The sequence below is a fragment of the Psychrobacillus sp. MER TA 171 genome, assembly GCF_023713305.1.
In the GTDB taxonomy this organism is placed as follows: domain Bacteria; phylum Bacillota; class Bacilli; order Bacillales_A; family Planococcaceae; genus Psychrobacillus.
Genome location: NZ_JAMAWN010000017.1, coordinates 59756 through 73762 on the forward strand (window position 1 = coordinate 59756; position 14007 = coordinate 73762).

Genomic DNA, 14007 nt, shown 5'->3' on the forward strand with positions numbered 1-14007 from the left:
GTGGACTAAATAACCTTTCATTTTATTTCCAAAGTTTATCTTTCTTATATTCGAAAAAGACCTAAGCCACTAAGGACTTAGGTCTAAAATATTTTTAACCTTTCTCATTCAAGGCTGCTTGTTTTTTTAATGGTATATCGTATAGTAAGCTGGTAATAATTGAAATAAATATTAGACTGGCTAAAATTAATATCATGACTGGAGTGCCATGCGCTTCAACTAAAACTCCTCCTATTAATGGTCCAATCATACGTCCCACGGTCGCCATACTATTTACAATGCCTTGGTAGAAGCCTTCCCTGCCTTTTGGAGCCAGCTGGCTAGCAATAGTTGGAACTGCTGGCCAAACGAACATTTCCCCAAAAGTTAGAATAACCATTGCCGTGACAAACATCGTATAGTCTTCCGCAAATGCTACCACTATAAAGGAAATCATGAATATGACAAGCCCTAAAATCATCTGCGTTTTTATCTTATGTTCTAAACGATTAATAATTGGTTTAATAATCGGCTGCGCAACCAAGATCAGTATCCCATTGACCGTCCATAAAAGACTATACTGCTTTAATGTAATTCCTAAATCTAGTACATAGGTTGATATAGTCGAAGTCCATTGAACATAAATGATCCAAGTAAGCATATAACCAAATGTTACAATCATCATTGCATAAAAAGGTGCCATTTGTTTAATTTTCTTCTCTTCTCCTAAAATAGAGGCCTGATGGTTTGAAACGTTAGACATGTTTCCATAGAACTGACGAGCGATAACAAAAAAGAACACATAGGCGAGTAGATTTGCTCCAAAAATATTATTTATATTATGATCTGCAACTATTCCAGCTAAGGCTGGACCAATAGCAACACCTAAGTTTTGAGCTAAATAAATAGCATTAAATGCTTTACGTCCACCTTCCGGCCATACATTCCCCACCATCGCATACATGCTTGGGAAGATGATACCACCACTAAATCCGAGAATAGCGACTAGCCATACATATTCTGGCCAATCATGCCAAACGGTTAGCGCTGCTAACGAGAGTATGGATAACAGAATTCCAAACACTATAGATTTATAGCCGCCTATTCTGTCAAATAAAAATCCGCCTAACAAATTACCGATCACACCGGTTCCAGCGTTTAGCATCAACACTAACCCCGCCATCGTTAACGATTGACCAAGGTAGTCATGCATATAGATTGTATGTAAGGGCCATAAAAATGAATTCCCCAGTGTATTAATAAACATTCCAATAATTAAAAGCCAGACTGCTTTTGGCATCAATATTCCTCATTTCCTTAGACACTCAAAATATTGTAGCTTTTTTTAAACTGCACTTCAAGATAATTAAATCTACCAAGTCAAAGTTTCATGATAAAATAATCCTGTTAAGGAGTGAAAATAATGAACAATAACTTTCCATTCCCTTCAGACGGGAAGAGATACTTTACATGGAACCGATATTTGCGCGATACCTTTGATATGAAAATTTTCAAGGTGGCGCTTGATGCAGGGTTTGATTGTCCAAATCGAGATGGCACGGTTGCTTATGGTGGATGTACATTTTGCAGTGTTGCTGGTAGTGGCGATTTTGCAGGTGACAAAGTAGATCCTATACCAGTGCAGTTTGAAAAAATTCGAGATAAAATGCATGAGAAATGGAAGAAAGGAAAATATATTGCTTACTTTCAGGCTTATACGAATACACATGCCCCCCTCCCTGTGTTAAAAGAAAAGTTTGAAGCTGCTCTAGCACTAGAAGGAGTTGTGGGGATTTCTATTGCGACTAGACCTGACTGTTTACCAGATGACGTAGTAGAATATTTGGCAGAGTTAAATGAACGAACGTTTCTTTGGGTTGAGCTCGGACTTCAAACAGTCCATGAAAGTACAGCAAGGCTAGTTAACAGAGCCCATGATTTTAATACTTATATAGAAGGAGTCTCTAAACTAAGAAAGCATGGTATCCGTATTTGTACTCACATTATAAACGGGTTGCCATTAGAAAATAGAGAGATGATGATGGAAACAGCCAGAGAGGTAGCTAAGCTAGATGTTCAAGGGATTAAGATTCACCTTCTGCACCTATTAAAAGGAACTCCTATGGTCAAGCAGTATGAGAAAGGCATGGTCGAGTTTATGGGACGAGATGAATATATCCAGCTGGTAGCTGACCAATTAGAAGTTCTCCCGCCTGAGATGATTATTCATCGTATTACAGGAGATGGTCCTATTGATTTAATGATTGGGCCAATGTGGAGTGCCAACAAATGGGAAGTGTTGAATGGAATCGATGCTGAACTCGCTAAGAGAGAAAGCTATCAAGGAAAACTATTTACGAAGACTGGTGAGTTATTATGAAGCTAAAAAGAATTCTTCCCTATGCAAAGGAGCTTCTTCAGGATGTGATAAAAGAAGGAGATACGGTAGTTGATGCAACTGCTGGAAATGGTCATGACACCTTATTCCTTGCCAGCTTAGTTGGCAATCAGGGACATGTATTTGCATTCGATGTCCAAACAGAAGCAATTGAATCGACCTCTGAAAGACTGAGTAATGCGGCTGTCAGAGATCGTGTCTCTCTAATTTTAGATAGTCACGGCAATGTAAGTAATTATATTGATGAACAGATTTCAGCAGCTGTCTTCAATTTAGGCTACCTACCTGGTAGTAACCATGAGGTAGTTACTAGAGGTAACTCCACTATTCAAGCAATTACATCCTTATTAGATCTTCTAAAAATTGGAGGTCTCATTGTTTTAGTAGTTTATCATGGACATGAGGGTGGTAAACAAGAAAAAGATGAAGTCATTTCTTTTGTTCAACAACTCCCTCAATCTTTCGTTCATGTATTATGCTACCAATTTCTAAACCAAGAAAATGACCCTCCATTTATCATTGCCATAGAAAAAATGAAGGACAGGTGAATATATGGATGAAGGGTGGAGAAACTAACATAAAAAGGAGATTACCATGCCAAAAATTGCTTCCGTTAGTACATATAAACCTCCATACTCCCTAGAACAATCCAACATAGAACAATTAACGAAAGAGCTTTTTCAAGATAAAATCCCACAGCTTGAACGCTTGCTAAAAGTATTTGAAAACGGTGATATCAAATCGAGAAATTTTTGTGTACCACTAGAGTGGCATCAAACGAATCATTCATTTGAAGAGAGAAATTCTCTGTATATTGAGCTTACTACCAAATATAGTGTAGAAGTAATCCAAGCCTGCCTTCAAAACAGTTCTTTCCTAGAGAAGAACGTCTCCCCTGAAGAAATTGATGCTATTATCTTTGTAAGCAGCACTGGAATATCTACTCCAAGTATCGATGCGCGGGTGATGAATCATCTTCCCTTCTCAGACAGGCTAAAACGTATTCCATTGTGGGGACTAGGCTGTGCAGGCGGGGCATCAGGCATAAGCAGAGCATTTGATTACTGCAAGGCACATCCTTCTGACAAGGTGCTCGTTGTTTGTGTTGAGCTATGTAGCCTTACCTTCCAACCTAATGATTATTCTAAGAGTAATCTAGTCGGTGCCTCTCTTTTTGCAGATGGAGCGGCCTGCGTGTTAGTTTGCGGGGACGATGTGGAAATTGGAACCAAAAGACCCGTACCTCATATCATTAATACAGCGTCCAAATGGATGCCAGATTCTGAAGATGTTATGGGCTGGGAAGTAAAAAATAGTGGCTTACATGTAGTATTCTCGAAAAGCATACCGACGATTATCTCCAAATGGCTTGGCCCGTTTATGCACGAATTCTTGAGCGAGGAAAAGATTACGAGTGAGGATATCGTTAACTTTGTTGCTCATCCAGGAGGAAAAAAAGTGTTAAAGGCGTATGAGGATACCCTTCATCTATCCGAAGACCAAACCGCTACCTCAAGAGAAGTGCTAAAAAATCATGGAAATATGTCTTCTCCAACGGTTCTCTATGTATTAGAACAATTTATGCTTAAAGAAAGCGCTCCTAATGACTATGGCATGCTAGTCGCTCTAGGCCCTGGTTTTTGTGGCGAAGCAGTGCTATTAAATTGGAGGGATTGATATGTTATTTTTCATCGTTATAGCACTAGTCATAATTCAGAGATTAGTCGAAGTAGCTGTTGCTAAGAGAAACGAGAAACGAATGCTAGCTCAAGGGGCCTACGAAGTGGGAGCTTCCCATTACCCTTACATGCTAGCACTTCATATAAGCTTCTTTCTTTTTCTAATTGCAGAGGTTGTTTTACTGGATCGAGGAATATCTCCATTATTCCCAGTATTTTTATTTGTTTTCTTGTTAGTCCAATTACTTCGCGTGTGGTGCCTGACATCTCTCGGAAAGTTTTGGAATACCAAAATAATTATACTTCCTGGCGCTAACGTAGTTACAAAAGGTCCATATCTATATTTCAGACACCCTAACTATATTGTTGTTTGTACCGAAATCCTGTTACTTCCACTGATGTTCCAGGCATATTTTACAGCACTTGCGTTCACGCTATTAAACCTTGCAATGCTATCCGTTCGGATTCCATTAGAAGAGAAGGCTTTAATAGAAGCAACAGATTATGAAGAAGCATTAAAAAAGAAGAAGATTTCAGCTTCCTAGCTGGTATCTTCTTCTTTTTGCTTTTTAGATTAAGCTTGTTTCGTTACTGCCTCTTCGACTGCGCGAGCGACAATATAATGGACTGCAGGATCCAATGGGTTTGGTATTAGCTCACCCGGTCTTGTATAATCCACAATTGCCTTCGCCGCTGCAATCAGCATTGGATACGTGATTTCTTTAGCCCCACCATTTAAAGCACCTTTAAAAATTCCTGGGAATCCTATTACATTATTTACTGAGCGACCATCTGCAGCAAAAGCTGCTCCAGCCGCAATCGCTTCAGATGGAAGGATTTCTGGATTAGGGTTAGAAAGCGCTAATATGATTTGACCTTTTCGCACCATCTCTGGTTTTATCAAACCTTGAACACCAGTAGTAGCTACGATAATATCACAGTTCTCCATCATTTCTTCTAAAGAATTCATTGTCTGACCACCGTACTGAAGCAGACGCTCTTTTGCCGCTTCCTGACGATCCAACCCATATACATCTTCTACTCCATAGGCCATTAACATACGGCATATAGCTAATCCTGCTGCTCCTAAGCCTATCTGACCAATCCTTGCCTTTTTGATGTCTACCTCGGTAGCTCGACATGCAGAAAGTATAGCAGACAATGCTACCACTGCAGTTCCATGCTGGTCATCATGCATAACAGGAATCGGAAGCTCTGCTTTTAATCTTTCTTCTATTTCAAAGCAATGTGGTGAACCGATATCTTCAAGCAATATTGCACCAAATCCTTGGTGAATATGCTTAATAGTTTCTACTACTTCGTCCGGATCGCTCGTATCTAATAGAATCGGTATACCGCTCAATCCTACAAACTGATCTAACAGTACAGATTTCCCTTCCATTACCGGCATACCTGCAACAGAACCGATGTTACCTAATCCTAATATAGCAGTTCCATCCGTAACAATAGCTACTGAATTTCCGATAGAAGTAAAATATTGAGCCTTATCTGGTTCATTGACAATCTCCATGCAAACACTAGCAACACCAGGTGTGTAGATTCTTTGAAGGTCCCCTAGTGAACGAACGTCATATCTGCTCTTCATCGCAATCTTTCCACCTTCATGCGCTTTCAACACATCATCACTGATCGCTTGAATTTTCACACCGTTTCCGATAGCTTCTATATTACTTATAATTTTCTCAAAATCTTTTTTAGACTTGCTTGTAACAGATATGTCACGAATAGTAGTTAAAGCACCACTTTTTAAAGTTGTAATATCCCCTATATCGCCTTCTCCCATTCCAATGGCAGTTGCTACCTTAGCAAAGTTACCAGGTTTAGAAGGTGTTTCTACTATTATATTACGAATAATATGTTGGTTTTCCATAGTTTTCTCCTAATCTCTCACTATTTTTGAATTATATGATTATAACACAAAAATTCTATTTGTTTGATAATGAAACATTTAATATAGATAAAAGTGATAGTTAAGTAAGTACTTTCCTTATCTATGTAACCCTTCTCTTTAAAATTACTTTTTTCACCATTACAAAGTGGTATAATTAGGAAAATATAGGAGGTCATTATGGATATTATTACGTTAATCATTATTTTGAGTTTAATCATGCTAGGAGTAATATCATTCACACTTTTTATAAGAAGACTATTAATAAATACCACACCAAGAACGTCTCATACCTCTTCTGAATCAGGTATTGATAAAAAATTGGACAAAATTATCATGTTGTTAGAAGAGAATAAATCTTCAAAATAGAAACGCTGAACATAATTAGTCTCCCTTTCAGGTCTTGAAATAGTAAGTATGTCTTTTTGATATAGATGTAAAAACTTTTTCGAGCGGAGAACCATAGCGAAGAAAAACCACTAAAATTCTACTGTTCGTAAAATTTTAGTGGTTTTTTATTTCTAAGGTGGCTTTGTCCTAGTCACTTATTAAGGTTTATTGTATTTTTTAACTTTGTTAAAGTTATTGGTTGATTTTGACTGAAAAAAATTTTTTATAGTGACTGTAAACATAAACAAAGGTACTTTCAAATGACTATTAAGAACATAAATAGATGATGTAATTGGGGTTGGTGACAGTTTTTCAGCTTTGTTTATGCGAGTAAATTTTTTAGCGATTTATCGATGCTAAAGCTGTTCCATTTATTGATTGGAGCGCCAGACGGCGACTCCTACGGGATGAGTGAGACAGATAAGACATCACAACCACGCGCGTAAGCGATGGGTGATGGCTTATCGCTCACCCCGAGGAAAGCGTCCGGCTGGTGCGGAGATCAATTCTACTCACTGATTTAAGATTTCTTTGCATCATAAATCAACCCTAACCTTTAACATAGCCTATTTTTTTCAAATGATGGATTATTCGTTTGTATATTTTAAGGAATTGTAATTCAAATTATACATGTCCTTCGTTTCGATTGAAGCATTTCTATTTGTACTTCAGTTTCTAGTGGCCAGTTAATTATTACACGATATACCCGATGGATCGTAATACATTATTAATGAAGGAGTGGGAATACGTAAATATTTCTTCCCTTTCTGGCTCTAGATACAAGTCATGAAAGCAATTCTTCCATTCCTTAAATTGATAATCCGAAAGCTCTTGTTTTTTCAGCCATACTTTAGCAGCTGCTGTATCCGTAATTTTATCTCTTTCCCCTGTCATCAATAGTAAAGGAACATTAGGAATAGATTCATGATATTGACTTACCGTTTTCATCTCATTTTCCAGCTCTTTATACCAGCCATGTGAAATTATTGTTCGATAATAAGGATCATCAACTAGATTTTGATAAGCGCCGTAGTTTCTAGTGAGTTCCTTGAGCTGAATATCGTGGTTTATCTTTTGCTGTACGGAGATTTTAGCTAAAGTCTTCGTCCATTTAGATGGAAGCTTGTTTAACTGTAGCCATGGCGATGTCAAGATAACACCTGCATACTGGACCTCTATTTTATGTAACATTTTCATCACCAGCGTTGCCCCAAGACCATGTCCAATGATGAATATAGGAAGATCATAGGAAACTGCCACCTGTACTGCTTGTTTTATGTATTCTTTGTAAAGATCAAAAGATTCATCATGGATCGTTTTAGCTCTCACCAACTCCCCATGTCCAGGTAGATCTCCCATTACTATATGGCAATTAGAGCTTCTCAATTTTTCGATTAACCAAGCATAGCGTCTGTGATGCTCATAGGCACTATGAACAATTATTACTACTGCTTTTGCTTTTTCATCTGATTCCCATTTCCACATGTTCAACATACCTCATTTCTAAAACACTCTCCACGTACTATTTATTTCCTTCTTCCCATTTGTTTGATAGGATTAATTATATTCTAATAAAATAAAGGAGTGTGTCTATTTTGATTTATCCTTACAAAGATAAAAAACCTTCGATCGATGAATCAGTTTATATTGCTGATTATGTCACAATTACAGGGGATGTTACAATCGGACCAGAGACTACAATTTGGTTTAATACGGTAATTAGAGGGGACGTTGCCCCTACTGTGATCGGAAGTAGAGTAAGCATTCAAGATTTAAGTTGCCTACACCAAAGTCCCAATAACCCACTAATCATTGAAGATGAGGTCACTGTCGGCCATCAGGTCACTTTACATAGCTGCACAATCCGAAAAGGTGCTTTAATTGGCATGGGTTCCATTATATTAGATGGCGCTGAAATAGGTGAGGGTGCTTTTATTGGAGCAGGAAGCTTGGTTCCCCAAGGCAAAAAAATTCCACCTAATACGCTTGCTTTTGGAAGTCCAGCAAAGGTTATACGAGAATTAAATGAGGAAGATAAAAAAGATGTCCAACGAATTATTCATGAGTATGCGGAAAAAGGACAATACTATAAATCAGTAAAACCAATTTAAAAATGTTTAAGAAACTAAAGTATTCTTATATTTTATATAATTTATACTCATTAATCCATTAAGAGTAAACGCACCCAATTATTAATCTCCTTTAAATACACTTAGTTCTCAGATCATCTGTATAAAAGTATAAAAAGAACAGAAGGTATTAAGAGATCAATCTCTTAATACCTTCTGTTTTTATAAGAGGCATTCTGTAATAGAAGACTCTTTTATAGACCAGCCTTTTGCTTTAATAGCTCTGCTTTGTCTGTTCTTTCCCATGGTGCATCAATATCTGTACGTCCAAAATGTCCGTAAGCAGCAGTTTGCTTGTAGATTGGGCGACGAAGGTCTAACATTTTAATAATGCCAGCTGGGCGAAGGTCAAATAGCTCACGGATATAAGTTACCAAATCTGCTTCGGATACTTTACCTGTTTCAAATGTATCAATAGCAATTGATACAGGCTGTGCTACACCGATTGCATAAGCAAGCTGTACCTCACAACGATCAGCAAGACCAGCTGCAACAATATTCTTTGCCACATAACGAGCTGCATAAGCTGCAGAACGGTCTACTTTTGTTGGATCCTTACCAGAGAAAGCTCCTCCTCCATGACGAGCATACCCACCGTAAGTATCTACGATAATTTTACGACCTGTCAAACCTGCATCCCCTTGCGGACCACCGATAACAAAGCGACCAGTCGGGTTGATAAAGTACTTTGTTTCGTCTGTTATTAAATTAGTAGGAACTACTGGTTTAATCACATGCTCTTTTAAATCTTTTTGAATTTGTTCTAACGTTACTTCCGGATGATGCTGTGTGGAAATAACAATCGTATCGATATGAACTGGATTGTTATTTTCGTCATATTCTACTGTTACTTGTGTTTTACCATCTGGTCGTAAGTAATCTAATGTTTCGTCTTTACGAACCTCAGCTAATCGGCGAGCTAATTTGTGGGCTAGGCTAATTGGAAGTGGCATAAGCTCTGGTGTTTCATTACAAGCATAGCCAAACATTAAACCTTGGTCCCCAGCTCCGATTGCTTCAATATCAGAATCAGACATCGAACCTTCTCGAGCTTCTAGTGCTTGGTCAACTCCCATAGCGATATCAACCGATTGCTCATCGATAGCTGTAAGAACTGCTGACGTTTCTGAGTCAAAACCATATTTAGCTCGCGTATATCCAATTTCTTGAATAGTAGCTCGCACTACTTTTGGAATGTCTACATAAGTAGAGGTTGTGATTTCTCCAGCAACTAAAACCAAACCTGTAGTAACTGTTGTTTCACAAGCTACACGAGCGTTTGGATCTTCCGTTAAAATCGCATCTAAGATAGCATCTGATATTTGGTCACAAATTTTATCTGGATGACCTTCTGTTACTGATTCCGATGTAAATAATCGTCTTTGTGTCAAAAAAATTCCCTCCTATGTCCTGCGAGATTTCTCTCAGGAATTGATACGGTACTCATTCCCATGTCAAGCCTATAGTAAACTTGAAGCCGTTTCGGACTTGGCACACAAGGATTTAGGGCGATGTAATATAAAAAAACCTCTCACTCACGTAGTTACATGAGGAAAGGGATTAATATCATAAACACCTTTCACTCTTATCAATCAAGGAATTTCACCTTGTATCAGGTTTGGCACCTTTGTAACGTAAGTATAATTACAGGTTGCCGGGTTTCATAGGGCCTGAACCCCTCCACACGCTCGGAATAAGAGTATCCGTTCAATTCACCATCATACGTATATTAGCAAAATAAGTCAACAGGTAAATTTGTTATTTATTCACAATTACTAAAAAAAATCATTTTTTGAGCTTTAATTAGTGTAGACTATTTAGTTTAATGTGTTATACTATTTCACATATCAACGAAAAATCCTCTTTATGATGTTTCCGTGAAGAGCTAAAAACTTTAAATAAAGGATGGTAATACTATATGAATTCAATCGATACTGTGAGCGAACTGAACGAATTGTTAGCTGGTAACAACATTAGCCTGCAATTATCAGTACCACAATTAGTGGAAAAAGCTACGTCAAGAGGAGAAGCAGTACTAACTTCCACTGGAGCTGTTAAAGCAGAGACGGGCAAATATACAGGACGTTCTCCAAAAGACAAGTATATTGTTGATGAACCTATCTCAAAAGACAAAATCGATTGGGGATCTGTAAACCAACCTATCTCATCTTCGCACTTTGAAGCATTATATTCAAAGGTTATGAACTATTTAAAGGAAAAAAATGAACTATTCGTCTTTAAAGGATACGCTGGTGCAGACAAGGATTCACGTTTAAGCATTCAAGTAATCAACGAATACGCGTGGCATAACCTGTTTGCTCACCAATTATTCATTCGTCCTTCTGAAGAGGAGTTAATATCTCATAAAGCAGACTTCACTGTCATTAGTGCTCCGAACTTCAAAGCAAATCCTGCTGTTGACGGAACTAATTCAGAAACTTTTATCATTGTATCTATGGAAAAACGCATCGTTTTAATCGGTGGTACGGAATACGCAGGAGAAATGAAAAAGTCTATATTCTCTATTATGAACTATTTATTGCCTGAACAAAATATTTTGCCAATGCACTGCTCTGCTAACGTTGGAGAAAAAGGCGATGTAACATTATTCTTCGGTCTATCAGGTACTGGAAAAACTACATTATCTGCTGATGCTGGAAGAAAACTAATCGGTGATGATGAGCACGGCTGGTCTGATAATGGCGTATTTAATATCGAAGGCGGCTGCTATGCAAAATGTATCGACCTAACAAGAGAAAATGAACCACAAATTTTTGACGCTATCAAATTTGGTACTGTTTTAGAAAACGTAGTTGTAGACCCTACTACTCGTACTGCTGATTATACTGATAGCTCTTTAACTGAAAATACTCGTGCAGCTTATCCAATTCAATATATAGATAATATTGTGGATCCATCTGTTGCTGGTCACCCAAATACAATCATCTTCTTAACTGCAGATGCATTTGGAGTATTACCTCCAATCAGTAAGCTTACTAAAGAGCAAGCAATGTATCACTTCTTGAGTGGATTTACTTCTAAGCTTGCTGGTACAGAGCGTGGAATTACTTCTCCACAACCTGCATTCTCAACATGCTTCGGTTCTCCATTCCTACCATTACATGCAACTGTGTATGCTGAAATGCTTGGGAAGAAAATCGATGAGCACGGTGCTCAAGTATTCTTAGTAAACACTGGTTGGACTGGTGGAGAATATGGTGTAGGAAGCCGTATGAAGCTTTCTTACACACGTACGATGGTTCGTGCAGCAATCGAAGGTAAATTAACTGATGTAGAAACAACTAAAGATGCAGTATTTGGATTAGATATTCCTACTAGCATTGACGGAGTTCCTTCTGAGGTATTAATCCCTCGTAACGCATGGGAAGATAAAGCGGCTTATGATCAAAAAGCATCTGAGCTAGCTCAATCCTTCCGCGAAAACTTCCAAAAGTTTGGAAGCGTCTCTGAAGAGATATCACTAAAAGGCGGTCCTACTGCTTAATTCAATTAAAACTTAAGCGGCTAATGCAAAAAAAGCCTACTTCTAAAAACAAAAAGCTCTGCAATTTTACTCTGAATGTAAAATTGACGGAGCTTTTTTTGATTAAAGTTAAATATGTCTAATGGGTTTGTGTTGGAGAGAAAAACGAAAAACACAGTGCCGTTTTGAAGTGTTTCTATTATTGGATATTTTTAGAAATATTGAGAAATTTATGATAGTATATATTTAAGATTTTAATTAATTTGGAGGTGAAATTAATCTATGTTGACAATCTTAATAATTATTGGAGCTTTTTTAATGCCGATATTAGCTATTATTTTTTGTCTTAACCTAATAGAAATAATAAAAAAAGTAAAGAAGGATGAATCTACTACTAAAAATACATTTTGGATGACAACATCTTTTATTCTAATTGTATGGAGCATTTCACTTAGCGCTTTATTCAGTTTTACTACTAATACCCAATAAGATAAGAATATTCTTTTAAACACCTGTATAACTAAAGAAAAAAGCGCTTAAATTCTGAGCGTCTTTACTGTTTTCATATAGAGATTACATTGTAGAAATATCTGCTGTTTAAGCCAATTATCCTCTATACACAGCTAACTATTTCCTAGGAAATCCCCTCTCCTGAGTCGCTTATGCTTGGACTCCGATCATAAACCTAAGCACTACATCTTAATTAGATTATTTTCCATAGAATTTGAAGAAACCAAACGGCAGAATATATACCAATGAATAGGTGGTTCTCTTAATCAGGGGCCTTTATAGATCTATACTAATCTCTTAAAATTATCAAAAGATGGGAGTCGCAAAAATGAAGAAATGGTTGTTTCTAATGTTATTTTGCATCACCTTAATCCTACCTGCTTGTTCTCAAAGTGAAGAAGACAAACAGGAATATTTGGGGGTTATTAGTGAGGGGAAAGTTTTGGGTTATGAATACACTGTAATAAAAGAGAAGAATAGTAACTTATGGAAGGTTAGATACAAAGAGGATATAACGATTATCGAAGAGAGTACTGCCAATAAAGAAGATTTATTAAAATTTAGGAATGCTGTAATTGACAGTAAATTAGTATTAGCAAAACTTATTACATCGGTATCATATTTATTAATTGTTACTATTACCACGCTTATCCTTTATAAAAAAAATAGAAAGATGCTTAAAGATGGCAGCGCAATGATAACTATTTTTGTAGGCATTGCTGTGTATATTGCCTTTAAAGCGTCTTTTGATTTAAGCAGTTTATTACACGACACTAAATACTTCTATTTGACCCTTACTATTTAAATTAAAACAGTGTGAATGTCCATCGTCTTTGTCATACGTACAACTCCATATGAAAGAGGTTATGTTAATGAGAATGAATGCTACCTTTCTACTCCGTTTTAAGGCCTTCATGATTGATTACATTTTTATACTAGTTTATTTAGCCCTTCTCTTTGTGATCAATGTATTCTTGTTCCCATCTTTACAAGCGTTTTTCAATGGTTCTTTAATAGTAGCTCAGGTTACAGGTTTTTTAATGGTAACTTTTCCAGTGTCGCTATATTTTATAGTTTTTGACTCACCTATTGGAGGGCAGTCTATTGGAAAAAGAAAAACTGGTATACAAGTGGTTTATAAAAACGGAGAAGCAATAACACTCTTCCGAGCAACTTTTAGAACCGGCCTAAAATTTTTACCATGGGAGTTGTCACATTTCCTTGTTTATCGGCTCGTTTATATAGGTGATGGCGAAATACCACTCTCCTACTATCTGGTTGGTGGACTGATTTATACACTTATGTTTGCATATATTTTGACCGCCATTTTTACTAAGAAAAAACAATCTCTTTATGATATTCTGGCAGGAACAGAGGTTGTTAGGAGATAAAACTTTAGTGGAACAAGCCCAGTGGTAATATGTCAAGCGAAAAAAAGAAATGAATTGGAAATTACTTAAGTGATACTTTCCAAATGAACACTTTTTGCGCATACCAAATAAACCTCTCATTTTTCTGCTTTTAAAAAA

Annotated in this window: 13 protein-coding genes and 1 riboswitch; of the genes, 9 read left to right on the forward strand and 4 right to left on the reverse strand. The window is 37.1% G+C overall.

All coding sequences use genetic code 11. From position 1 onward, the window contains the following. Positions 1 to 94: 94 nt before the first annotated feature. Positions 95 to 1279 carry an MDR family MFS transporter gene (locus M3627_RS14915; RefSeq protein WP_169359993.1) on the reverse strand — a complete coding sequence of 395 codons (1185 nt, stop codon included), beginning with the start codon at positions 1277 to 1279 and terminating at the stop codon, positions 95 to 97. Between the two features lie 123 nt (positions 1280 to 1402). On the opposite strand from M3627_RS14915, the gene mnmL reads away from it, so the two are divergent. The 4 genes from mnmL to M3627_RS14935 are packed head-to-tail and all read left to right on the forward strand — an operon-like array spanning position 1403 to position 4601. After that, positions 1403 to 2359, forward strand: a complete 957-nt coding sequence (gene mnmL, locus M3627_RS14920; protein ID WP_169359992.1) for a tRNA modification radical SAM protein MnmL/YtqA — start codon at positions 1403 to 1405, stop codon at positions 2357 to 2359. Further along, entirely contained in the window at positions 2356 to 2925 is a 570-nt protein-coding gene (mnmM, locus tag M3627_RS14925) for a tRNA 5-(aminomethyl)-2-thiouridylate-methyltransferase MnmM (RefSeq protein WP_169359991.1), read from the forward strand. Before mnmL ends, mnmM begins: the two co-directional genes overlap by 4 nt. Positions 2926 to 2971: 46 nt before the next feature. Beyond that, on the forward strand, positions 2972 to 4054 hold the full coding sequence (locus tag M3627_RS14930; protein WP_169359990.1) for a type III polyketide synthase: 1083 nt from the start codon (positions 2972 to 2974) through the stop codon (positions 4052 to 4054). A gap of 1 nt (position 4055) precedes the next feature. Further along, entirely contained in the window at positions 4056 to 4601 is a 546-nt protein-coding gene (locus M3627_RS14935; protein ID WP_169359989.1) for an isoprenylcysteine carboxyl methyltransferase family protein, read from the forward strand. 29 nt (positions 4602 to 4630) lie between these two features. On the opposite strand, the gene M3627_RS14940 is transcribed toward M3627_RS14935, so the two are convergent. Next, complete coding sequence (locus M3627_RS14940; protein ID WP_251556342.1) at positions 4631 to 5947, reverse strand: NAD-dependent malic enzyme; 1317 nt, start codon at positions 5945 to 5947, stop codon at positions 4631 to 4633. A gap of 198 nt (positions 5948 to 6145) precedes the next feature. Here M3627_RS14940 and M3627_RS14945 point away from each other — a divergent pair, with 198 nt between their 5' ends. Continuing rightward, positions 6146 to 6334 carry a DUF4083 family protein gene (locus M3627_RS14945; protein ID WP_251556343.1) on the forward strand — a complete coding sequence of 63 codons (189 nt, stop codon included), beginning with the start codon at positions 6146 to 6148 and terminating at the stop codon, positions 6332 to 6334. Between the two features lie 714 nt (positions 6335 to 7048). On the opposite strand, the gene M3627_RS14950 is transcribed toward M3627_RS14945, so the two are convergent. Beyond that, positions 7049 to 7840, reverse strand: coding sequence for an alpha/beta hydrolase (locus M3627_RS14950; RefSeq protein WP_169359986.1), 792 nt, complete (start codon positions 7838 to 7840; stop codon positions 7049 to 7051). A gap of 110 nt (positions 7841 to 7950) precedes the next feature. On the opposite strand from M3627_RS14950, the gene M3627_RS14955 reads away from it, so the two are divergent. Next, positions 7951 to 8466 (forward strand): gamma carbonic anhydrase, encoded by a 516-nt coding sequence (locus M3627_RS14955; protein WP_169359985.1) that lies wholly within the window; start codon positions 7951 to 7953, stop codon positions 8464 to 8466. Positions 8467 to 8678: 212 nt separating this feature from the next. On the opposite strand, the gene metK is transcribed toward M3627_RS14955, so the two are convergent. Next, a complete protein-coding gene (gene metK, locus M3627_RS14960) occupies positions 8679 to 9875 on the reverse strand; it encodes a methionine adenosyltransferase (protein ID WP_169359984.1) in 1197 nt (398 codons plus the stop codon). Between the two features lie 191 nt (positions 9876 to 10066). Then, a riboswitch (SAM riboswitch) is annotated at positions 10067 to 10184 on the reverse strand. A gap of 218 nt (positions 10185 to 10402) precedes the next feature. Here metK and pckA point away from each other — a divergent pair. The 3 genes from pckA to M3627_RS14975 all read left to right on the forward strand — a co-directional run bounded on the left by pckA (position 10403) and on the right by M3627_RS14975 (position 13869). Next, the gene (pckA, locus tag M3627_RS14965; RefSeq protein ID WP_169359983.1) at positions 10403 to 11989 is read left to right on the forward strand and encodes a phosphoenolpyruvate carboxykinase (ATP); all 1587 of its coding nucleotides are present in this window, start codon (positions 10403 to 10405) and stop codon (positions 11987 to 11989) included. 817 nt (positions 11990 to 12806) lie between these two features. Beyond that, positions 12807 to 13283, forward strand: coding sequence for a hypothetical protein (locus M3627_RS14970; RefSeq protein WP_169359982.1), 477 nt, complete (start codon positions 12807 to 12809; stop codon positions 13281 to 13283). Positions 13284 to 13332: 49 nt separating this feature from the next. After that, positions 13333 to 13869, forward strand: a complete 537-nt coding sequence (locus tag M3627_RS14975; protein WP_251556344.1) for an RDD family protein — start codon at positions 13333 to 13335, stop codon at positions 13867 to 13869. Positions 13870 to 14007 lie beyond the last annotated feature (138 nt).